Annotated in this window: 22 protein-coding genes; 1 reads left to right on the top strand and 21 read right to left on the bottom strand. The window is 53.5% G+C overall.

Features of this window, described 5'->3' with window-relative positions:
• Positions 1 to 127: 127 nt before the first annotated feature.
• The 7 genes from P0120_18185 to P0120_18155 all read right to left on the bottom strand — a co-directional run bounded on the left by P0120_18185 (position 128) and on the right by P0120_18155 (position 5,707).
• A complete protein-coding gene (locus tag P0120_18185; protein ID MDF0676243.1) occupies positions 128 to 451 on the bottom strand; it encodes a BON domain-containing protein in 324 nt (107 codons plus the stop codon).
• Between the two features lie 55 nt (positions 452 to 506).
• Positions 507 to 677 (bottom strand): hypothetical protein, encoded by a 171-nt coding sequence (locus P0120_18180; GenBank protein ID MDF0676242.1) that lies wholly within the window; start codon positions 675 to 677, stop codon positions 507 to 509.
• Between the two features lie 216 nt (positions 678 to 893).
• Positions 894 to 1,262: a DUF2934 domain-containing protein gene (locus P0120_18175; protein MDF0676241.1), complete on the bottom strand. Its 369-nt coding sequence runs from the start codon at positions 1,260 to 1,262 to the stop codon at positions 894 to 896.
• 879 nt (positions 1,263 to 2,141) lie between these two features.
• A complete protein-coding gene (locus P0120_18170; GenBank protein ID MDF0676240.1) occupies positions 2,142 to 2,582 on the bottom strand; it encodes a type II toxin-antitoxin system VapC family toxin in 441 nt (146 codons plus the stop codon).
• A complete protein-coding gene (locus tag P0120_18165) occupies positions 2,579 to 2,857 on the bottom strand; it encodes a type II toxin-antitoxin system prevent-host-death family antitoxin (protein MDF0676239.1) in 279 nt (92 codons plus the stop codon). Before P0120_18165 ends, P0120_18170 begins: the two co-directional genes overlap by 4 nt.
• A 163-nt stretch (positions 2,858 to 3,020) precedes the next feature.
• Entirely contained in the window at positions 3,021 to 4,856 is a 1,836-nt protein-coding gene (locus P0120_18160; protein MDF0676238.1) for an ABC-F family ATP-binding cassette domain-containing protein, read from the bottom strand.
• An 86-nt stretch (positions 4,857 to 4,942) separates the two neighbouring features.
• Positions 4,943 to 5,707 (bottom strand): CBS domain-containing protein, encoded by a 765-nt coding sequence (locus P0120_18155; protein ID MDF0676237.1) that lies wholly within the window; start codon positions 5,705 to 5,707, stop codon positions 4,943 to 4,945.
• 185 nt (positions 5,708 to 5,892) lie between these two features.
• Here P0120_18155 and P0120_18150 point away from each other — a divergent pair, with 185 nt between their 5' ends.
• Complete coding sequence (locus tag P0120_18150; protein MDF0676236.1) at positions 5,893 to 6,285, top strand: hypothetical protein; 393 nt, start codon at positions 5,893 to 5,895, stop codon at positions 6,283 to 6,285.
• Between the two features lie 43 nt (positions 6,286 to 6,328).
• Here the strand turns inward: P0120_18150 and glnA are convergent, their stop codons facing one another.
• The 14 genes from glnA to P0120_18080 form a co-directional block, all read right to left on the bottom strand.
• The gene (gene glnA, locus P0120_18145) at positions 6,329 to 7,738 is read right to left on the bottom strand and encodes a type I glutamate--ammonia ligase (protein ID MDF0676235.1); all 1,410 of its coding nucleotides are present in this window, start codon (positions 7,736 to 7,738) and stop codon (positions 6,329 to 6,331) included.
• Positions 7,739 to 7,796: 58 nt separating this feature from the next.
• A complete protein-coding gene (locus tag P0120_18140) occupies positions 7,797 to 8,135 on the bottom strand; it encodes a P-II family nitrogen regulator (protein MDF0676234.1) in 339 nt (112 codons plus the stop codon).
• Positions 8,136 to 8,494: 359 nt separating this feature from the next.
• Positions 8,495 to 10,282, bottom strand: a complete 1,788-nt coding sequence (locus tag P0120_18135) for an NAD+ synthase (GenBank protein ID MDF0676233.1) — start codon at positions 10,280 to 10,282, stop codon at positions 8,495 to 8,497.
• 98 nt (positions 10,283 to 10,380) lie between these two features.
• On the bottom strand, positions 10,381 to 11,490 hold the full coding sequence (aroB, locus tag P0120_18130) for a 3-dehydroquinate synthase (GenBank protein MDF0676232.1): 1,110 nt from the start codon (positions 11,488 to 11,490) through the stop codon (positions 10,381 to 10,383).
• Positions 11,491 to 11,736: 246 nt separating this feature from the next.
• Complete coding sequence (gene pilQ / locus P0120_18125) at positions 11,737 to 13,713, bottom strand: type IV pilus secretin PilQ (GenBank protein MDF0676231.1); 1,977 nt, start codon at positions 13,711 to 13,713, stop codon at positions 11,737 to 11,739.
• Positions 13,710 to 14,192, bottom strand: coding sequence for a pilus assembly protein PilP (locus P0120_18120; GenBank protein ID MDF0676230.1), 483 nt, complete (start codon positions 14,190 to 14,192; stop codon positions 13,710 to 13,712). Before P0120_18120 ends, pilQ begins: the two co-directional genes overlap by 4 nt.
• Positions 14,193 to 14,348: 156 nt before the next feature.
• The gene (gene pilO, locus P0120_18115; GenBank protein ID MDF0676229.1) at positions 14,349 to 14,993 is read right to left on the bottom strand and encodes a type 4a pilus biogenesis protein PilO; all 645 of its coding nucleotides are present in this window, start codon (positions 14,991 to 14,993) and stop codon (positions 14,349 to 14,351) included.
• A complete protein-coding gene (locus P0120_18110; GenBank protein MDF0676228.1) occupies positions 14,993 to 15,550 on the bottom strand; it encodes a PilN domain-containing protein in 558 nt (185 codons plus the stop codon). The genes pilO and P0120_18110 overlap by 1 nt, the downstream gene beginning before the upstream one ends.
• Complete coding sequence (gene pilM, locus P0120_18105; protein ID MDF0676227.1) at positions 15,547 to 16,653, bottom strand: type IV pilus assembly protein PilM; 1,107 nt, start codon at positions 16,651 to 16,653, stop codon at positions 15,547 to 15,549. The genes P0120_18110 and pilM overlap by 4 nt, the downstream gene beginning before the upstream one ends.
• A 343-nt stretch (positions 16,654 to 16,996) precedes the next feature.
• Positions 16,997 to 17,875, bottom strand: a complete 879-nt coding sequence (gene rapZ / locus P0120_18100; protein MDF0676226.1) for an RNase adapter RapZ — start codon at positions 17,873 to 17,875, stop codon at positions 16,997 to 16,999.
• Positions 17,876 to 18,041: 166 nt separating this feature from the next.
• A complete protein-coding gene (raiA, locus tag P0120_18095; GenBank protein MDF0676225.1) occupies positions 18,042 to 18,380 on the bottom strand; it encodes a ribosome-associated translation inhibitor RaiA in 339 nt (112 codons plus the stop codon).
• A 43-nt stretch (positions 18,381 to 18,423) separates the two neighbouring features.
• Positions 18,424 to 19,932 (bottom strand): RNA polymerase factor sigma-54, encoded by a 1,509-nt coding sequence (rpoN, locus tag P0120_18090; GenBank protein ID MDF0676224.1) that lies wholly within the window; start codon positions 19,930 to 19,932, stop codon positions 18,424 to 18,426.
• Between the two features lie 19 nt (positions 19,933 to 19,951).
• A complete protein-coding gene (lptB, locus tag P0120_18085) occupies positions 19,952 to 20,734 on the bottom strand; it encodes an LPS export ABC transporter ATP-binding protein (protein MDF0676223.1) in 783 nt (260 codons plus the stop codon).
• A complete protein-coding gene (locus P0120_18080; protein MDF0676222.1) occupies positions 20,731 to 21,246 on the bottom strand; it encodes an LptA/OstA family protein in 516 nt (171 codons plus the stop codon). Before P0120_18080 ends, lptB begins: the two co-directional genes overlap by 4 nt.
• Positions 21,247 to 21,302 lie beyond the last annotated feature (56 nt).

Below are 21,302 nucleotides of genomic sequence, written 5' to 3'. Positions count from 1 at the left end.
GAATGCACAGGACAAGCTCTGACACTCAATTTGTAACGGCCTCGATTCGCAACGCCCCATGGCCTGCAATCACGGAGAGGTTAGTTTCTGTCGGCATCTCGCAGTCTCGTGCTCATGCCCGATGCGCTTACGGCTGCTGGGCCGTCCGGACCTGGAGCTTGTTGGTGACCTGCTTGACGCCACGTACCTGCCTGGCCAGCTGTTCCGCGCGAGCTTTCTGCTCTGAGGTTGGCACCACGCCACTGAGAATCACGGCCCCTCGTTCTGTCTCCACATCGACCCTGGCAAAATCCAACACATTATCGCCCGCCAGGTTCCCCTGTACGTTCGCCGTGATTGAATCATCATTCAAGCGTTCTAAGTCGGTTCTGGCGGCCGAGGCCTCACCGGCTAGGAGCTCGCTCACCCCACTCAGTACGAGAACAAGAAGTACGAGAACAAGTGATAGCATCCTCACGGGATTGTCCCCTTATGAATAATTTATGGTTAACCTATTCAGTTGTATGCTATCCGTGGCTGCGTGACGGCTCATTGGTTGCTTCTTCGACCGCGTTCTGTCTCTGGCTTGCAAATTCCTTAGGCCGAACGCCGGCATCGCGGATCGTCTCTTCTCCCTTCTTATAATCCTCCTTGCCGCGTTCCACCACGGTATTCCATGCCTCCCGCCTCTTATCCATCAGGTCATCCTTCGCTCAATTTCACGTAATGGCGCAACATGTCGCGCAGCTCCGAGCCAGGCTGAGAGGCAAACAACCACACGACGCCGCCCCCGAGCAAGGCACCGGCCATAAAAGCGAACTATCCCGCAGAGTTCCCGGTTCCTCCATCGTACTAATTTCCGCTGCGCATAATGTCGCCATCGTTGCGCGTTTATGAAACTTACCGTCCTGTGGCTACACTCGAACTTCGTTAATCTGCCGTTCCGCTTCAAACCAATGAGACCAATCGTTGCCATGCTCACAGCCACTCTCTAGAAACAGAATAAACGCCCGCTCCGCGATTCTACGATGCGTCGCAGAATCATCCTCGATACCTTGATGTCCATTAGTGGTAGTAAAAGGCGTTTGCTCGGAAAGCTTTTCGAATTCCCGCAAATCAGCAGACGACTCCTCTTGTATCCGCTTGTGCTCTTGGCGCTCTTTGGATCTAGCGGCTGGTTGCAATGTATGGTGTTGAGCGGGATTTTCGTCCAACTGACCGGCCTTTATTTCCTCTTCTTTAAATGACTTGTTTTTACTTTTGTTCGAACGTACTCGTGCCATCTCCTCTCCCCATGCCCATCTGTTTGTGATTGCCGAAATCCTTCATCATGAACGATTAGCATCTAATATCGCGCTTCGCGACAACAGTAACTGCTTGATCATCGTGGCAGTACCCATGGCCAACGCTGATGCAACGGCGACTTTGCCTCCGGTGAATGTAGACCACACGATGGTCAGCGGTCAGAGCCCAACAACCCGGAGGCAGCAATCGCACAAACACGATTCTCTCCCCCGCATTTGAAGCGCACTTCCATTACCCGCTTCTAAATCACCTGTTTCATCAACCATGCTGTCACCTTATCCGACGCGCCATCGATCATGAACTAGGAGATCGCCTAGGCTTGCATCGATCGGCATGCTCGGGATGCTCCGAGTGAGCCCTCGGAGAGATCCATGCCATGCTAAACATGATGAAAAGTTACAGGACCGTACTCGCATCGCTCTTTCTGACGCTCGCAGATTGCCAGGCTTCTCCCGAAGCGGCGAAGTAAGAGATGTCGCAATCCGAGAGCAGTTGCGGTCCACTGCAACAACACCGGGTTTCCCCAGATTCAACTGCGGCGCAGTTCAGATTTGGCAACTCAAGATATTGAATATCCAGACGTTTCTTAAACTCGTTTCTGACCGCACTGGCTACTGCAGAATCCAAGTGAGGTGGCCCTGGAATACCAGACACCTGAATTAAGTCTCATCTGCCTGCTGTTCGAAAACTTTATCGGGATGGACGCGAGACGCGTAGTTAGAGTCGAATCTGGTCTCGTGTATTAAGGGAGGGGCTCTCCATTCAAATTCTTTCTTGTGAGGTGCAGCACAATCATTCAGGGGGAAACAACGAGGTCGAGACTCGGTGTTTAATCGACCATGACATCGGGCAACGCTTTACTCGACCCAAATCAAGTTGAGGGCAAGAGTCTCAGCGACATCGCGCTGCTTGATATCGGCAGTGACGAATGGAACCGTAATGCCAGAAGCCCCCTGGAAGTTCAGCACCGAAGCTACGTGCACAGCATCGAGCGTCCGCAGACCAGTCTTCTGGACAAGGTCCTCGGCTTGGCTCAGAACGATGGCTCCAACCTCCACAAGTTCCCAATAACGTCGATCTTTGTGCAACCTTGATCGGATGGCAAGGAAATCCCGATGTGCAAGTTCACCGGCCGTACGTCGTCGACTCAATGCAGACAGGACTTCGACCGGAGCAATGGCTGATGAAAGGAACCGATACCGTTGAAGGAGCCGGCGAGCAACCGCCGAGCCTTCCTCTTTGATATACCGTTTGACCAACACACTGGTATCGAAATAAGCCCAGCGCACCAAGGTCACCGCTTATCTCGTTCTTCTTGAACGGTCTTTGAAAGTGGTGCGCCCTTCACGGACTTAGGGTTCCACGCGGGAAGATTCCTTCGCTTCTCTGCAGCACGCAGAAACCCGGCTTCCTCCAAGCGTTGAATGGTGGACTCCATTTCATCATCACCACGGACCGGTCTTATTACGGCAAGTGGTCTCCCGCGATCCGTCAACAACACCTCTCGCCCGCCCCTCACAGCCTTCACGAGCCGAGAAAACTGCTGGTTCGCCTTTCGTAAACCGATCTGCATTTTTATCTCTCGACCTATTGTAGTGACATTACTACTTTACTAGACAGATCGACTTACCGTCAATCACAAATGTGAGCAAACCTATACGATTGGATCTTGTAACCGGCCGGGAACCTGTCACTGGAAACCTCTGAAAGGATTGAGTGGCGAGGTCTTACAATCGCTAAATTGACGTGTTGCTGATCGGTTGTGTGCGTTTTTCGTCCAATTCGGTCCAGCGGGCGTAGAGACGTTCGACGTCGGCTTGCGCGGCATGAAGGGCTGTGTAGCGCGCCTGCAAATCGACGGCGGAAGAAGCGATGGCCGGATCATTGGCTGCAGCTTGGCAAGCTGTAACAACCTCCTCGGCCCCAAGAATCTTCGTTTCGATCTGATCCCATTCTTTTTGTTCTTTATACGACAAGCCTTTTCGTTTCGATGACTTCGTCGGTAGAGAAGGCTCCTCCAAGATCTCAGGTTTTCTTTCTTCCGCCTCTTTTCTCGCCTGCGCGGCTTCCCATTGGGCATAGTCGGCAAACCATTCGGCACGGCCTGTTCCATCCAACGCGAGGAGTCTGGTGGAGACGCGGTCCAGCAACCACCGATCATGCGTCACCAGCACAAGCCCCCCGACAAATTCCACCAAGCTGTCTTCCAGCACATCAAGGGTCGGGATATCCAAATCATTGGTTGGCTCGTCGAGAATCAGGAGATCTGCCGGTTGAAGCATCAGCCGCGCGATCAGCAACCGAGCCTGCTCTCCACCGGACAGGCGAGAGACCGGCAGATCCAGCTGTTCCGGTCTGAAAAGAAACCGCTTCGCCCATGAGACCAGATGCACGGACCGATCCTGATACACAACTGCATCGCCGCCGGCTGGAGCGAGAGCGCGCCGCAACGTGGCTTGCTGGTCCAATGACTCGCGGTGTTGTTCGAAGGTTACCACTCGTAGCCGATCGGCACGAGTGATGGTACCGCAGTCTGGCTCCAACACTCCGGCTAAGAGTTTTAAGACGGTCGTCTTGCCGCTGCCATTGGGGCCAAGGAGGCCGATCCGCTCGCCCGGCCCCATCATGATGTCGAGACCGGACACGATCGGTTTGCCGCCAAGCGATTTCCCTATCCCCTTTGCCACCAACAATTGTTTCGACTTTCGCCCGGACGCGGTGAAGTCGATTCCGGCCGATGCGTTCCTCTGGCGCGATTCAATATCGTTCAGTTCGTCGATCAGCCGACCGGCCGAATCGATCCTGGCCTTGGCTTTGGTCGTGCGGGCTTTGGGGCCTCGCCTGAGCCATTCCACTTCCCGACGCACTCGATTGGCCAACGACGCCTGATAGTCGGTCTGGGCCTGCAATGCCGCATCGCGCTGCTCCAAAAACTCGCTGTACCGCCCGTTCGCCTGAAAAAGACCATTGGGGTATCGGCGATTCAATTCCCAGATCCTCGTGGTCACCGATTCTAGGAAGCGCCGGTCGTGGCTAATAACGATGAACGCATGAGGCTCGGCTTTCAACAGACCTTCAAGCCAGAGGATGCCGTCGACGTCCAAATGGTTGGTCGGCTCATCCATGAGCAGCACGTCCGGTTCCAACATCAGCGATCGTGCGATCGCCAGCCGCTTCTTCCATCCTCCGGAGAGCGTTGAGATTGGTTGGTCGGCACGGATAAACCCTCCGAGGCTGAGCGCTCTTACAATACATGCTCCCTGCTCATGTGGGTCTAACCCCTCGTCCAGAAGGACTTGGGCCAGCGCGTCTTCGGCCGAGTGTTGCTCGGCAAACGAGGGTTCTTGCGGGACATAGCCGATCCGGAGCTGCCGCCGCATGGACCGAGTGCCGCTATCCGGCTCTTCGATACCAGCCAGGATCTTGAGCAACGTGGACTTCCCTGACCCATTGGGACCGATCAACCCGACATGATCGCCTTCGCAGAGTCCGAGTGACAGCTCACTAAACAACGGTTTGATCCCGAAGCTCTTGCCGACAGACTCACAACTGAGCAGCATAATCGGTGGCATGGTGGTAGGTATCCGATTGAGACCTTAGTAGGCGGAGCTTTTCGTCGTTCGTTTTGTGCAACTACTAGCGGTTTGCTGTACGAAGACTACGGAGTTTTTTGTTCTTCAAACGCGCGAACGAGGTCAGAGACCGAAAGTACCCCGATGATTGTGGCATCGGCGGTCACCGGCAGGTGTCGAATGCTCTGCTTCTTCATCAGCGACATGGCTTCGGCGAGTGACTCATCTTCTTCAATCGTAACAAGTGGCCGGCTCATGCAGGTGGCGACGGTCGTGGTATTCGGGTCAAGCCCTTTGGCGATGGCCTTGCGTATCAAGTCTGACTCAGTGACGATGCCGATATACCGCGACCCGTCGTCAATGATCAGCGAACCTACTTTATGCTTTTGCAAAAGCTGCCCCGCTTGTTTGATGCTCGCATCCCGGTGGATGCTTCGCACGTCATGCGACATATAGTCTTCAACAACCGCCGCCTCGATCCCTTTCCCTTTCCTCGTTGCCTGCAGTCGTCGACGTAATTCGAGATCAGCCAGACAGCTTTCCAGCACTTGGCGGCGCTGTTGGAGACCCTCACGTTCCACATCGTGGGTCCCGCTTTCCTGCGCCTCTTCAGGCAATAGTGCCGATTCTCCCGTCTTTGCAAAGAAATAGGCCTCTGATTCATCGGATGCAGCGCCGAACACCTGACTGATCAACTCTTCCGCCGCTTCGTCGAAATCTTCAAGCGAAGCCGACCCGCGCTTACGCGAGAGGAAGGGTTGAAATTTCACGAGCTGCTGCTTGAACCGCTCGACATATCGATCGAGAATATCACTCCGTGTCAACCCTGTACGAACTCGTTTCGGCATCATTTTCCTCCTGGTTGTGAGCGCAAGAATACCCTATGTGAAGAGGACGCTCAAGAGGTTCCTGAGATGCACTCTTGCACACCGCCTTATCCGGCTCTTGCTCCTTGATTTTTTCGCTGCGACCCCTTATTCAATCCAATCCGAATAGAGCCGGCTGATTCGATCGGTGCCGAACGGGATCAACTGCCATGAAGAGATTAGTGTTCATCGCCCTGCTGATACTACTCAATTCTGGCCCGGTCTATGCCCGATGGGAGGCTCTCGAGAAACAGTACCAACCTATCGGTCTCGAGACCCTGTACTTCGATCCGAAAACGATTCACCACATGGGGACTCATGCAACGCTCTGGCAATTAACGGATCTCAAATGGAACAGCACCACACGATTCTTGTCCTTCAAGACCCACAAGGAATTTGACTGTGAGCAGTCTCGCGTACGCGTCCTGCAAGTCATCGAATTTTCCCGCCACATGGGCACCGGCAGATCAGCAGCCGGCTACATCGAAAGCGGGAACTGGCAGCCGGTAGATGAGCGCAGCGCCAATTATGCGCTCCGGAAGACGGCTTGTGGGAAACGCTAACCCTCAACCTGTGCGTCTTGTGCCCGTCGACGGCTCTCTGAGACTAGACGTCGTAATAGAGGAAGAATTCGTACGGATGCGGCCGCAGACGCATCGCATCGATCTCCTTGTTCCGCTTGTAACCGATCCAGGCATCGATCAGATCCTCGGTAAACACCTCTCCTTTGAGCAGAAACTGGTGATCCTTGTCTAAGCTGTTGATCGCTTCATCAAGACTCCCGGGCATGGTTGGGATACTCGCCGCCTCCTTCGGATCGAGATCATAAAGGTCTTTTTCAGCAGGCTCGCCTGGGTTGATCTTGTTCTGAATGCCGTCGAGCCCCGCCATAAGCATCGCGGAGAATGCCAAATAGGGATTACAGGACGGATCGGGAAACCGCACTTCGATCCGCTTGGCCTTCGGACTTGGGGAGTACATCGGAATTCGGACGCCGGCCGATCGGTTCCGGCTGGAATAGGCCAGCAGTACCGGCGCTTCGAACCCCGGGGTGATACGCTTGTAGGAGTTCGTCGTCGGGTTCGTAAACGCCGCCAGCGCCGGCGCATGCTTCAGAATGCCACCGATATAATATAAACAGAGCGGTGAGATGCCGGCATAGTCCTTCCCGGCAAAGAGCGGTTTCCCTTCTTTCCAGATGCTCTGGTGCGTGTGCATCCCTGATCCGGCATCGCTGAAGAGCGGCTTCGGCATGAATGTCACCGTCTTCCCATGTCGACGCGCCACGTTTTTGACGATGTATTTGTACAGCATCATCTTGTCCGCGGTCCGCACGAGAGAATCAAATCGGATATCGATTTCGGCCTGCCCGGCCGAGGCCGTCTCGTGATGATGCTTTTCGACCTCGATGCCGACCTTTTCCATTTCCAGGACCATCTCGCTACGGATATCTTGCTGGGTGTCAGCCGGAGCCACTGGGAAATACCCTTGCTTATGCCGAATCTTCCCCCCCAGGTTGATTCCCTCTTGCCCCATGTTCCAGGCGCCTTCCTCCGAGTCGATATAGTAGAAACCGCTGTGGCTGGTTTGGTCGTAACGAGCATGATCGAAGATAAAAAACTCGGCTTCCGGCCCCCAGAATGAGTTGTCGCCGATCTTGGTACTCTGGAGATACTTCTCAGCCTTTTGCGCGATAAACCTGGGATCTCGTTCGTAATTTTCCCGAGAAATCGGATCCACGACATTTCCGGTCAGGCTGAGCGTCGGGACCGCGGTGAAAGGATCGAGGCATGCCGTGGCAGGGTCCGGCACCATCAACAAATCGCTGTTGTTGATGGCCTTCCAGCCGCGAATCGACGATCCATCAAGGCCGGACCCGTCCTTGAACAGCCCTTCCGTCAGCTCGCTCACAGGGATGGTCATATGCTGCCACATTCCCGGCAGATCCACGAATTTCAGATCGACCATCTGGACCCTGTGCTTCTTGGCGAACTCCAATACCTCCCGCACGTTCATCCCCGTCCTCCTTTGAAGTTCCTCCGCGATCCTGTTCCAGCGCCTGGATCCTATACCGTCACAGCGCGGTTTCTCCGGTTTCCCCCGTCCGAATGCGCACGACCTCGTTCAACTCTCGAACAAAAATTTTTCCATCCCCGATACTACCGGTCTTCGCCGCCTTGGTGATGGCCTCAATCACTCGAGACACCTGGGCATCCGTCACAGCTACCTCGATTTTCACCTTGGGAACAAATTCAATCGTATACTCTTGACCTCGATAGGTTTCCTTATGGCCTTTCTGACGCCCAAACCCTTTGACTTCCGATACAGTCATCCCCTGAACACCGATTTCCAACAGGGCATCCTTGATCTCTTCAAGTTTGAACGGCTTGACGATAGCCTCTACCAGCTTCATGTCGATGCCCTCCTTGCCCGACCAGCTCAGGACCCCCAGACGGCTCTCAGATGGACCCATTCAGGAACTGTGCGCAACTCACCGCCGAGTCATGCCTCTCGTCGCGCAAACGTCACGGCCGCTCCACCTTTCCCTCTGCTTTGGGGGAGCCATCATAGCCCATCCTTTCCTCTCACTCAACGTGGAAATCATGTAAATTCCTCAAAATTGCTCAACCTCTATGGCCCATGTTGTGCGCATTGAATGCCTACGGTAGGAGATTCATGGGGCAAAGAAGCCCAAGCGATTCAATCCTATCCGGACTCACTGGATAAATGTCTGAGTAGTAACGGTAGCTTAGGATACAGAACCAGTGAAGGCTATGGCTGCGTGATGCGGTAGCCGTTCGTAATCGGCATCCGTCGGTCCTTGCCGAAGGCGCGGTGAGTGATTTTGACACCAAGAGGTGCCTGACGTCGCTTGAACTCGCTGCTATCGACCATCCGGACCACGCGCGAAACCGTTGCGCGATCGAACCCTGCCTCGACGATGTCGTCGAGCGAGCGGTCTTCTTCGACATACGCCTGAAGAATGGGATCGAGAACAGCGTACGGTGGAAGAGAATCTTCATCCTTTTGATTCGGCCTCAACTCGGCGGTCGGAGGTCGGTCCAGGATGCGTTTGGGAATCACAGGCGACGGACCGAGTTCATTACGGAACCTCGCCAGGCCGTAGACCATCGTCTTCGGCACATCCTTAATGACGGCGAACCCACCGGCCATGTCACCGTACAGAGTCGAGTATCCCACACTTACCTCGCTTTTGTTTCCAGTGGCCAAAACCAGATGCCCGAACTTATTGGATACAGCCATGAGTAGATTGCCGCGAATGCGAGCCTGGAGGTTTTCCTCGGTCGCGTCCTCCGAGTAATCGACAAATGACGGTGCCAGAGACTGTCGATAGGCTTCAAAGGTCGGAGTAATCGGGATGGTATTCAAGTCGATACCGAGACACCGTACGAGTTCCACAACATCCTCTTCACTTTCATGTGAGGTGTACGGAGATGGCATGAAGATACCGAGCACTTGCTTGGCACCAAGGGCATCCGCAGCGATTGCCGCAGTCACTGCCGAATCTACTCCGCCGCTCAGCCCAATCACCACTCGCGTAAATCCATTCTTTCGGACATAATCTTTCACGGCCAGTACCAGGGCGTGATACACCTCCTCGATCTTATCCAATGACTCTGCTAGCCTTGGCACGATTCGAGGCCGATTCCTCTTTTTTCTCGCCGCCTCGTTCACCACGAGACGATCGACGGCTGAACCAACTTTTCCGGTCGATGCCGCCTTTCGCCCATGCGCTATGTGTCCACGCGAAACAGCATCTACATTCAAATCGGCCACAAGCAACTCTTCCCTAAACGCGTGACCACGTGCGATCACATTGCCGGCTTGGTCGAGAATCAAGCTGTTCCCGTCGAAGACAAGCTCGTCTTGCCCTCCAACCATGTTCGTATACGTGACAACGACTCTGTTTTCCCTCGCTCTCGTCGCCAGCATCTGCTCCCTCGAACGACTTTTGCCGACATGAAAGGGAGAGGCATTGATATTGACGATCACCTCAGCGCCGGCCGCTGCTTGTACACGAGTAGGCCCTTCCGGCAACCAAATATCTTCGCAGATGTTCACCCCGATTGTCGTGCCGTTGACGAGGAGCAACGGCAGTCTCCGCCCGGGACGAAAATAACGGCTTTCATCGAATACCCCATAGTTGGGTAAGCACCACTTTCTGTAACTACCGACTAACTTGCGATCGGCAATCAATGCTGCCGCATTGTAGAGCGTATGCCGTCCGGCTGAGACAATCGACCGTCGGGGGGAATGCGAGTCGCTTTGTTCTTCCCGCCCCACGTACCCTACCACGGCAACCAAACCGCGACAGACTTGGGTGATCTCATTCAGAGCCAGTAGGTTATCCGTCACAAACTGCGACTTGAGAAGCAGGTCTTCGGGCGGATAACCGGTAATGGCCAGCTCAGGAAATACAACTACGTCGGCTTTGGCCTTCTTCGCGTCTCGCAGCCAGGTTGTAATGCGGTGGACGTTGCCGGTCAAATCTCCGACGGTCGGATTCATCTGTGCCATCGCGATTCGCAACGTCCGCATAGAACTCCGGCAAAACCGGCCTCTCCCCGATGGCCAAGCGCACTTTACAGAAGAGATAGGTTCATATCGACTCCGCCCTTGGGGCAAGCGATGCGTAATTAGGCATGACCGTGAGGAAAGATTCGTGAAACTGAATACCATTGCTCAAACACGTATTTTTCAATCGGTCCTATCCGTACCTGTCCGATACGTTCCGGCCACACCCCAATGACTCGCCCTCCCGAGACTTTTTTGTCATGAAGCATGGCCTTCCATATCTTCTGCGATGTCCACCGTGGCATACGGTCACTCAACCCCGCCTCCTTCACAGTACGCCGAATCTCTTCGACCACAGCACGAGAACAAATCCCCTGAAAACAGGCGAGTTCGGCTTCTTGTACTAATCCAATGCCCACCGCTTCTCCATGAACGAATGACTTATACCCCCCCAACGCTTCAAGGGCATGTCCGATGGTATGGCCATAGTTGAGAATGCGTCTGCGATCGGATTCTCGTTCATCCGCAGCCACCACCTCGGCCTTTATCTCACAGGATCGTTTCACCACTGTCGCAACGATACCAGGCGATTGCCTCCGCAGCTCGGACATGTGCCGCTGCAGATAGGCAAAGAAGGACTCGTCCGCAATGATCCCGTACTTAATGACCTCGGCAAGACCAGCGACCAATTCCCGAGTGGGCAAGGTATGAAGAGTCAACGGATCTATCCATACGGCGCATGGTTGATAAAATGACCCGATCAGGTTCTTCCCAAGCCGATGATCGACGCCCGTCTTTCCTCCGACACTCGAATCGACCTGCGCCACAAGAGTCGTCGGCACTTGAATGTAGGGAATACCACGCTGGTAGATCGAAGCAGCAAAGCCGGCCATGTCGCCCACAACACCACCGCCGAGCGCCAAGACCATAGACGACCGCTCGAATCGATGACGTGCCAACACGTCGAGGATCTGCTCCACGGTCTTCAGCGTTTTCGACCGCTCTCCTGGAGCCAGAATGATCGGAACGGAATCAATCCCATGCTTCTTGATTTCCTTCAGACTACTCTTCAGGTAGTGCCGAGCGACATGCCGATCTGTCACAACTCCGACCTTTCCTTGTACCCCATATCTCTTCAATTCCCTTCCAAGCCTCTCTAAAAGTCCGGCTCGGATGGTGATCTCGTAGCTCCTTTCAGCTAGAGAAACCTTAACCGTTGAGGTTGGAATCACTTCGTAACCCAGTCGCTGATGGAGCCTGAGAATTTCCTGTCGATTCTATTCCCGAGCCACGTATGAAACTTCAAAGGGAGAAGTATCGTAGCACAGCCCCGACGAACTAAAAAGACGGTCACGTTCCCGGCCGAGTATCACAACTCTGGTCGGGAGTTGTCGCGATCACCGTGGCACAAAAGCAAAAGCCTGGTGATGTGATTTCACATCACCAGGCTTTTGCCCATCACAGAGATGAAGCCGACTCTAAGTCTTGATAATACTTGGCGTGAGAAAAATGAGCAACTCTTGTTTTGAAACTGATTCGGATTTGTTCTTGAACAACCAACCAAGAACCGGCATACGAGACAGATAGGGAATGCCCTGCACGTTGTTGGCCTGCGTATCGACGAAGACTCCGCCGATCACCATTGTTTCACCATCCCTAACAATTACCTGCGTGGTGGCTTCCCGTCGGTCGATGCTAGGGCCGGCAGGGTTGCTCCGTGCCCCGACCGCATTCCGAGTGGCTCTTACACGCATTAAGATTCTTTTCCCATCTTCCTTGGGATCGCGTGAGGTGATCTGAGGCGTGACATTCAATTCCAAATTCGCATCGACAAACGTTGTTTGCGTACCCTGTAAGGATGTCGTTTGGAATGGAATCGATTCGCCTTGAGAGATCTTTGCTTCACGCTTGTCCAACGTAGTGATCTTCGGCGCTGCGATCACCTTGGTCAGGCCTAGCAATTCTCCGGCGGAGAGCCGCATGTCCAATGCAAAATCGCCATTTAGTTTCCCAAAGGTCCACCCAATCCCCGGGACCGCCGGCAATCCACCGACCTGGGCCGGTAGATTAACCAGGAAGGTTTTAGGGATCGTACTAGCCCCATTCGCAGCCGGGGCAAATGGCCCGATAAGATTCGAGACGCCAAAGAAATCGGTGGGTGTGGCATTCCCCGCCTGGAATCCCCACTGAATCCCTAACCCTCGAGCATAAACGGTATCAGCTTGAACAATGCGCGCCTCAATCTGAACCTGAGGGACTTCCAGGTCGAGTCCTTCCACGAGCTGTTTGACGATTGCCAACTTCGTCTCGGTCTCTCGCACAATAAGTGCGTTGCTACCCTGATTGAATTGCATGACACCCCGTGGGCTTAAATATTGCCGCAGCGATGTCATAACCTCTTGGGCCTGGAGATTCCTGATATAGAAGACACGGTCGACCAGTTCCTCGGCCTTCGTCTTGGAATCCTTAGCCCGTGCTTCTTCATCCTGCTGCTTGGCAATGTTCGCCAGCGAATCGACCCACACAATGCTACCTTGGCGAATCATGCCGAGCCCGTTCATCTTCAAGAGCATATCCAACGCCTGGTCCCAAGGCACGCTCGCCAGCTTCATGGTAACCTTCGACTTGACGCCTTCTCCAACGACGATGTTGAAGCCGCTGACCTCGGCGATCAATCGAAGAATGTTCGTAATGTCAGCCTGTTGAAAATCGAGGGAGATACGCCGACCGACAAATCGTGTTTGCCCTGCCACAATGTCATCGGATCTGTCGTCCTTTTCAGCTGGAGCACTTTCTCCAACCATCTGAACCCGCTGCACCGTAAACTGAGACTGGAGGGGCCGCACGATTCGCGTCGCTTTCTTGACCACGCGACCTCCCGGCACGAATAGCCCCTTACGGGTCTGGGGGTGGAATGGGCCGATCTCTCCTCCATCGACGCGCGCAGCGACAACAGAGGATATTTTCCGCTCGCTCGGCCTCAATGTGATCAATACCTTATTATCTTCGCGAGCAAGAGACAAAACCGGGCGCTCGGGGACATCGAACACCAGCCTGACCTTATCAGCGTGGTGTCCCACTCTGATTTTTTTGAGCAGGTAGTGGTCGGCCTGTACTACTGATCGTCTAAGAGTGGACGATACCGCAGGAATATCGACGATTAAGCGAGATTCATCTAAAAAATTGGCTTCAGGAAATAGTTGGCCATCTCCGGCAACTACTACGGTCACCAGGTCCGTTTCGGGACGGACCTCAATAGCGGTCACGGCCTGCGCCAGCAATCGTGTCCTAGCCATTTCGGCTCGCCTGGCATCACTCCGCTTTATCACGTCGATCTCTTCGGCCAACGCAGGCGTCTGGGCAATTATGGTCAGAGCGGCAAGCGACAGCCTCAAGACTTCGATGAAAGATCCAACGGTTCGAGAATTATCCGCCGGCAAAAGTAGTGGTTTCATTCTGAGCCCTCTTTGGGATGTAAGAGCTTGACATGTTCTCGCTCCTGCTTCTTGCCATACACATCAGTGAACCGTTCCTGGACAATGATGCCGCGCTCGGTAATTGCGCTGACGACTCCATTGTTTTGCCCGATCCTTGTTCCCCGTCGAACGGTGTACCCATGTCCTTCTGGTGTCTGCACCATAGCGGTATAGCCGTATGCCCCCCATACGATGGCAATAAGGTTGAGCTCTGTCAGAGTCACGCGTTGCAATGGTGGAAGAGTTGTATCCGTTTTCCCCGGCTGAAGCTCCTGGACGATAGGAGCAAATGGATCCCGACGACCGGAAGGATCATACCCGCCTCCAACCACCCCGTCTGGCGCGGAGAGCTGGGAAGCCACCGGAGTACTTGATCCCGACAGGGGCGCTTCTACAGCTTGGGGAGCCGTCCTCTGGATTTCCGGTACAGAAGACAGCTTGAGAGCATCTTGCCGCATCGGAGTCATCAGGCCAGGAAGAGGAGAAGACTCGGCCTGTGCATCCATACTCCCCGAAAAGATGACACACGCGCATACCAGGCCGGCACTCACTATCAGAGAATATTCTTTAGGCTTCTTTCTGATATTCAAGACGTACATGATGTCACGATTTCACTATTTCCCAACTTGAGCTACTTTGGGAGCATTAGCCGAAGGAGATGCTCCGGAAACCGGCTTTTCCCGAGGCGCGGCGTAAGCCACCAGGTCAAATGTCGTTTGTGATACAATTCGTCCTTGTTCAATCTTCGGAGACCCCATCTTAAGGCCCGACACCGTAATTATCCGAGGAAGTCGATTGATCCGATCGAAAAATAGCGCGGCAGTGTGATAGACCCCGGCCACCTCCACACTGACCGGCATCTTGACGAAAAGCTTCGACCCATCTTCAGTCTGGGCGCCTGGTTTCCACAGTTTGATATCGAGTCCCAATCGTACCCCGAGGTCAGACACTTGCTTCAGCAGCATGATCGCTTCTTCTTCCGGAGGGAGACGCTCTTTCTTCTTAGCCAATTCAATTTCGAGCTGTTTGTTCGCCGCGACTAATTCGTCGAGATGTTTCACTTTGATTGTGAGTGTTTGAATTTCACCCTCCAGCCTAGTGTTTTCGGCCTCGAGCGCCGTGATGGTCGCAGACTTAGGTTCTGCAATGTAGAAATAGAAGCCAGCAATCATGCCGCCGACGAGCAAGAATAAGAGCGCGGCCTTTTGCGAAGCCGGCACATTGCGAAGCGCATCAAGCTTGAGCTGCGGCAAAGCCATCAGGATCCCTTCAGACGAAATGCCAGACGAAACTGGTACAAGTTAATTTTGTTTTCTACTGCAGCCTTACTCTCCTGCAGATTAATGCCGGCAAAATACTCCGTACGTCGCAAGTTGTTCACGAATTCCACCACGTCGTCGTTTGTTAATGCCTTCCCTTCCAATTCAACCGTATCGGATGCCACACCCAGCTTCGTGAGCCATACTTTAAGCGGCTCTAAACTCTGACTCACATGATCGAGCACCTTCACCGGACCCATTCTGGATTGCTCAAGCTGATCTATAATCCGATTCTTGTCCTCAAGTAGCTTTTTCCTTTGTTCAAAATCCTGTACTTGCTTGACCTGGTCTTTCAGCTGGGCAACTTGCTTTGCTTTATCTCGCTTTTCCTCCTGTCGAGCCTCAAGCTCACTGTCCAATGAAGCCGAATACCACCAACACCCGGCCAGCGCGACCAGGATAATCCCGACGCCGAGCAGTGCCTGTGCGCGCACGTCATACTGAGGTTTGGCTGATTTTCCTTTGGGCCCACCTGGAAGGAGGTTAATCCGAATCATCTGTCTCCCACCGCTCTCAATGCCAACCCGACACCGACGGCTGCCGACGGGGCTAAGTCAGCCAATAGGTCAGGATCGATGTCGCACCCTGTAACATCAATCTCGGCGAAGGGATCAGCCATTTCGGCAGGCAGTTGCATCCGATCGCCGAGCTGTTGAATCAGCCCTTTTGCCCGGGCTACGCCACCACAGACCAGAACACGACTGAGCTCAGCGTTGGCGGACGAGGTCTTGAAGTAGTCAATCGTCCGAGCGATCTCGGACGCGACTTCCGCATTCACACTGTCCATAACACCGGTGACCGACACCCCGCCGGAATCACCTCCTCGGTCCTTTTTCTTACTCTCCTCAGCTTCCTCGAAGGAGAGCCCTATCTCGCGTTGAATCGCTTCGGTGTACCTATTGCCCCCCAACGGAATATCACGTGTAAACAACGAAGAGCCGGCACGAACGATGTTCACATTCATCACGCTCGCGCCGAGATTCACCAGGGCGGTCGTTTCTTCCTTCGCCATCGGATAATTAATCGCGTGCATATTCTCGACCGCAAACGCATCAACGTCCATGACCATGGGGACAAGTCCAGCAGCCTTGACGAGTTCGGTCAATTCATTAATCTTGTCTTTCTTAGCGGCAACAAGAATCACCGACATATCCTCCTGCTGATCTTCTGAGGCATCCGACGGCAAGACATGAAAGTCGATGTTCACTTCGTTGATGTCGAAGGGTATGTACTGCTCCGCTGCCAATTTCACCTGTCCTTCCAATTCTTCATCCGGCATGGGCGGTAAAGTGATTTTCTTCACAATGACAGCGTGCCCCGAAATCGAGATGGCGACATGTTTATTCTTGACGTTGGCTTCCTCAAATAATTCTCCAATAGCCGAAATCACACGCCCTTCGTCCATGACCGTCCCATCTACAATCACTTCCGGCTCAAGCGGTTTCACACCGAACTTTTGGAGAAAGTACCGTCCCTTACTTTCCTTGAGTTGAGCGACCTTAATCGCACTTGATCCGATATCGAGCCCCACTAACTGTCTGCGGGGGGTCAGCATTGTGATGACATCGGTTTCCACGAGCTTCTTGAGTGAAGTCAACATGCGCTACCTGCCACTTTACGCGACAGCCTTTCGGACGCGGATAACCTTCGCAATTTCGTCTACATTCTTTCTTGTATAGAGCCGCCAATTTCTCCAATCGCGAGCGGGTTGGGTAATGACACCCTCCCGTTCCCAACGAAAGAGAGTCGCTTTAGAAATGTCGAACAATTCGCATACCTGATTGGCCTTGAACCTCGCTTCATTGTACGAATACTTAGGATTGTTCACCGCAGCATTTACACTATCATTTCGTCTTTGGTTGCTCACAAGGGTAAGTATAGTCAGTATGCTCTACCTGTCAAGGAACCGACCGGGGGTACAGCAGGATAATGATGGCCGTGGTTCAAACAGCAGTCTGCATCTTGTCGATATCTCGATGTTTGAGACCGACTTCGTATCCCAAGGCGGAGAGGCGTTCTCGGAGCCGATTGGCAACCGCCACCGAGCGATGACGTCCACCGGTACATCCGATACCGATGGTCAGATAACTACGCCGCTCTCGATGGAATAGCGGCAAGAGAAACTTCAGCAGGGCTTCGAGGTGTTCCATGAGTGATTCGGCCTCGGGGTCTGTCAGAACGAAGGTTCGGACCAGGGGATCGTCTCCGGAGAGAGGCTTGAGCTCAGGCACGAAAAAGGGGTTCTTAAGAAATCGCACATCGAACAACAAATCGATATCATACGGCACCCCAAACTTATATCCGAAGGTCATGATTGAGATCGTGAGTCTTCTGTCCAATGACTCCCCTAGCAATTGCTTGGCAAGTAACTCACCAAGCTCATGGACCGTCAGATCGGAAGTATCGATGATCCGATCAGCTCGGCTCCGGAGTTCGGCTACGCGTTCCTTTTCGAATCGGATCCCATTCAAGACAGGGAGGTCTGGCAAGAGTGGATGGGGGCGCCTGGACTCTGAAAAGCGTCTGATCAACACCTCTTCACGTGCCTCAAGGAAAAACAACTGAACGGCATGGCCAAGCGCTTGCACCCTTTCCAGGATACTGCCGAAATCCGAAAAGAACGCACGCTCCCTAATGTCAATCCCAAGAGCAACGTTAGTAATTTCGCTATGCTGCTGATCGCAGAGATCAACAAAAGTCGGGAGGAGGGCAAGGGGAAGATTATCGATGCAGAAATATCCGGCATCCTCAAATGCCTTGAGGGCATACGTTTTACCAGAACCGGACAACCCGCTTATGATGACCAGATTCAGCCGGGCCATAGGTCGCACTTGCCTCGGTGGGCATGCCCGAGATACTCCATTGAGAGTCGCGGTCAGTATCACCCCGATTCAGCGAGGTGGAGCGCGCTGTGCCTCCATGGACACATTGGTTTCGCCGAGCCGCTCGGGCACGTTGAGCGCGCCAGGGATGAGAGGGAGCGAAATTTCACGAGAGACTCACCTGGGAACTCGATCGTGATCTCTTCGGTTTGGTCGGCTTATGATTGACAAGGCGATCTTTCCATTTCCGAAACTGCGCGTCCACACGGTCGACGAGTGCATCGATAGTGGCATACATTTCCGGCGTTGATGTCTTGGCTTGTACTCGTTTGCCACTGACCGCACCAGTGACTTCAGCCTTATGCTGGAGCTTCTCGACTCCCAATACCACTTGAAGCGATCCGACCTTCAACCCGTACCGATCCAGGCGACCGAACCGGGTTTCTACATAGCTTCTAAGCGCTGGCGTGATATCCATGTGGCGACCTGTGATTCTCAGCTTCATGCCCACCTCCACTTAGACCTGGTTGGATGCGAAGCAACGGTGATTAAAAAAATCGTTTACGTTGACTGGCGGATGAGATGTTCAATTCCCCCCGATATTTAGCCACAGTCCTCCGTGCGATAAGTACCCCCTGTTTTCGAAGCCGAGCTGCAATTTCTTCGTCTTTCAAGGGACGCTCCGCATCCTCTTCAGCCACCATTGTTTTGATCATATCCTTGACGGAAATGGAGGAATGCATACCTGAGGGCTCATCAGCCCGCTGAAGTCCAGCGTTGAAGAAGAACTTGAGTTCCAACATACCCTGTGGGCAATACATATATTTATTGGCCGTCACACGACTGATCGTCGATTCATGCATCCCTATATCTTCCGCCACTTGCTTGAGAACCAAGGGCCTGAGATATTGGACGCCATGGTCAAAAAATTTCTCTTGAAACTTGACGATGCTGGAAACCACTTTCACGATTGTCCGATTCCGCTGCTCGATGCTCCGAATAACCCACTGAGCGGCCCGCAATTTTTCATCCATATACGCTTTGGTTTCCGGAGTTCCGCCCTGTCCGGAAGAAATAAGCTGTTTGTAATACGGGCTGATCCTCATCCGCGGCAGCCCATCGTCGTTTAAGAGCACAACCCACTCCTCCTCATTCTTGACTACAAACACATCAGGCACGATAACGTAGTTCTGGGTATTTGCGAACGGCCTCCCCGGTTTGGGCTCAAGTTCTCCAATGATTTTGGTGGCTTGGAAGACTTCCTCGATCGTGATATTCAAGGCCTTCGCAACCTTGGCATATTGTTTTTTTTCTAAGTCCTTCAAATGATGCAAAACGATGCTTTCAATAACCGATCCTTTCAGCGCTCCAGGTGGAGACCCAAGTGACCCAAATGGATTCCGACCTAAATGCCCGAGTTGCAGCAAAAGGCATTCGGGAAGATTTTTAGCACCAACCCCGGTCGGATCGAAAGTCTGAATGTCCTTGAGAACAGATTCGACTTCGGATTCGGTGAAACCGGTCCCGACCACGACCTCAGCCGATGGAATGCGTAGATAACCATCATCGTCTAGATTGCCGATGATCAAACGACCAAGTTCCTTTTCTCGATCCCCGAGCCCGGACAAGGACAACTGCCAGAGAAGATGCTCCTCGAGGGACGTCGCTTTGGCTACCGTTTGCTCGTACGAAGGAAACTCATCTTGTGCCGCAGAGTATTCAGACTCGCCGCTCCGTCGATCTCTGCCGAAGTATTCTTCCCATCCGGAAGCAGAAAACTCCTCCGGCGACCCTTGTTCTTCACGCGTTTCAACCCCTGCGTCCGACCGATCCTGTCCTTCCGGTGCAGGCGGAGCCTCGACCTTCTCCTCGGTGACCAAGGACTCGCTCTCGTCGACATCGGATTGAATTTCATCCAGTAAAGGGTTTTCCAGGAGATGCTGAGTGAGGCTCTGCTGCAGTTCAAGTCGAGACAACTGCAACAGCTTAATCGCTTGCTGCAGTTGAGGCGTCATGATGAGCTTTTGCGAGAGTTGTGGAACCAGACGGAGTTTCATCGATGCCTCTGCTATCCCCCTACAACTTGAACTGCTCGCCAAGATAAACGGCTCGGGCCGTTGGACTCTGCACAATGGCTTCGGGAGTCCCCGCCTCCAAGATCAATCCTTCATTGATAATGTACGCACGGTCAACGATTGAAAGCGTTTCCTGTACATTATGATCGGTAATCAATATGCCGATCCCTTTTTCTTTCAACCGCGTAATGATCTGTTGAATATCCGCGACGGCTATCGGGTCGATCCCTGCAAATGGTTCATCCAAGAGCATGAACGACGGTGTGGCCGCTAGCGCACGCGTAATCTCCAAACGTCGGCGCTCTCCACCTGAGAGGGCATAGGCCATGCTCTTTCGTATATTGATGAGATCTAATTCTTTGAGCAAGGCATCCACACGTTGACTTCGCTCTTTACGAGCATACCCCAGCATTTCAAGAATCGCCAAGACATTATGTTCCACCGAGAGGCGTCGAAAAACGGACGATTCTTGAGGTAGGTAGCCGATTCCCCTACGCGCTCGTTTGTACATCGGCAGGTTGGTCACTGCTTCACCGAGGAAGGTGATCTCCCCTTCATCCGGCTGGCACAAGCCGACCATCATGTCGAAGATTGTGGTCTTGCCTGCTCCATTCGGACCGAGCAGTCCAACCACCTCGCCAGCATACACCTCGACGGCGACACCCTTGACGACTTTGCGGCCACGGAAACTTTTTACCAGTCCAGTAGCACGTAGGCACCCTCCCGGCGACGCCGCAATCGGCTCCACGAGCGCGTCAAATTCTGCAGGAGCACTCCGGGTCATGGCTGGTTGGGTCCCTCACCTTCGATGCGGACGTGTGAGCCTCCTTCCACCACGCTCCGCTCTTCTGCCAAGAAAATCGTAATCTGTTTACCGCTGACACGCGTACCCTTTTCCCAAGCTACAGGATCGCCCGTCAACACAATTTTCTCTCCATCAACGAAATACACGGCTTTTTGGCAAGTCGCGTTGCCGTTCTCGTATTGGATCCTGACACGATGGGCGTCCCCGGTCGCCTCGACACGACTCACGGAGCGATTCGACATCGTCGAGACTGTGTTATGCTCTTTGGGAGCCGTGGAATTCCGAACGGATTCAGGATGATCTGTCCCTTCTTCGGACGGCCGCGCAGAGGCGCGGTTTCGGGCAGTGAATAGCACAACCATCTTATCGGAATGGACGATCAGAGGCCCCCTGGTCAGGACAACCGTCTCCTCAAAAATAGCTTGGCTGTCTTGGTTTCGTACCGTCATTTTCTTTGACGTGATGGTGGTTGGGACACCAGGAGCCTCCATACTCCTCTTCAGGTTCACAGGTTCCGTTGAGGGAGCTGCCGAGGTGGATCCGACAA

This window comes from Nitrospira sp., assembly GCA_029194675.1.
Taxonomy (GTDB): domain Bacteria; phylum Nitrospirota; class Nitrospiria; order Nitrospirales; family Nitrospiraceae; genus Nitrospira_D.
Note: the sequence above shows the minus strand (reverse complement) of the source record. Positions and strands in the feature narration are given on the sequence as shown.

What these genes read in the sequence shown, in the direction of transcription:
- P0120_18185 (MDF0676243.1), bottom strand. Translation starts at nt 451, where the DNA reads ATGCTATCACTTGTTCTCGTACTTCTTGTTCTCGTACTGAGTGGGGTG.
- P0120_18180 (MDF0676242.1), bottom strand. Translation starts at nt 677, where the DNA reads ATGGATAAGAGGCGGGAGGCATGGAATACCGTGGTGGAACGCGGCAAG.
- P0120_18175 (MDF0676241.1), bottom strand. Translation starts at nt 1,262, where the DNA reads ATGGCACGAGTACGTTCGAACAAAAGTAAAAACAAGTCATTTAAAGAA.
- P0120_18165 (MDF0676239.1), bottom strand. Translation starts at nt 2,857, where the DNA reads ATGCAGATCGGTTTACGAAAGGCGAACCAGCAGTTTTCTCGGCTCGTG.
- P0120_18160 (MDF0676238.1), bottom strand. Translation starts at nt 4,856, where the DNA reads ATGCCACCGATTATGCTGCTCAGTTGTGAGTCTGTCGGCAAGAGCTTC.
- P0120_18155 (MDF0676237.1), bottom strand. Translation starts at nt 5,707, where the DNA reads ATGATGCCGAAACGAGTTCGTACAGGGTTGACACGGAGTGATATTCTC.
- P0120_18150 (MDF0676236.1), top strand. Translation starts at nt 5,893, where the DNA reads ATGAAGAGATTAGTGTTCATCGCCCTGCTGATACTACTCAATTCTGGC.
- glnA (MDF0676235.1), bottom strand. Translation starts at nt 7,738, where the DNA reads ATGAACGTGCGGGAGGTATTGGAGTTCGCCAAGAAGCACAGGGTCCAG.
- P0120_18140 (MDF0676234.1), bottom strand. Translation starts at nt 8,135, where the DNA reads ATGAAGCTGGTAGAGGCTATCGTCAAGCCGTTCAAACTTGAAGAGATC.
- P0120_18135 (MDF0676233.1), bottom strand. Translation starts at nt 10,282, where the DNA reads ATGCGGACGTTGCGAATCGCGATGGCACAGATGAATCCGACCGTCGGA.
- pilQ (MDF0676231.1), bottom strand. Translation starts at nt 13,713, where the DNA reads ATGAAACCACTACTTTTGCCGGCGGATAATTCTCGAACCGTTGGATCT.
- P0120_18120 (MDF0676230.1), bottom strand. Translation starts at nt 14,192, where the DNA reads ATGCGGCAAGATGCTCTCAAGCTGTCTTCTGTACCGGAAATCCAGAGG.
- pilO (MDF0676229.1), bottom strand. Translation starts at nt 14,993, where the DNA reads ATGGCTTTGCCGCAGCTCAAGCTTGATGCGCTTCGCAATGTGCCGGCT.
- P0120_18110 (MDF0676228.1), bottom strand. Translation starts at nt 15,550, where the DNA reads ATGATTCGGATTAACCTCCTTCCAGGTGGGCCCAAAGGAAAATCAGCC.
- pilM (MDF0676227.1), bottom strand. Translation starts at nt 16,653, where the DNA reads ATGTTGACTTCACTCAAGAAGCTCGTGGAAACCGATGTCATCACAATG.
- rapZ (MDF0676226.1), bottom strand. Translation starts at nt 17,875, where the DNA reads ATGGCCCGGCTGAATCTGGTCATCATAAGCGGGTTGTCCGGTTCTGGT.
- raiA (MDF0676225.1), bottom strand. Translation starts at nt 18,380, where the DNA reads ATGAAGCTGAGAATCACAGGTCGCCACATGGATATCACGCCAGCGCTT.
- rpoN (MDF0676224.1), bottom strand. Translation starts at nt 19,932, where the DNA reads ATGAAACTCCGTCTGGTTCCACAACTCTCGCAAAAGCTCATCATGACG.
- lptB (MDF0676223.1), bottom strand. Translation starts at nt 20,734, where the DNA reads ATGACCCGGAGTGCTCCTGCAGAATTTGACGCGCTCGTGGAGCCGATT.
- P0120_18080 (MDF0676222.1), bottom strand. Translation starts at nt 21,246, where the DNA reads ATGGAGGCTCCTGGTGTCCCAACCACCATCACGTCAAAGAAAATGACG.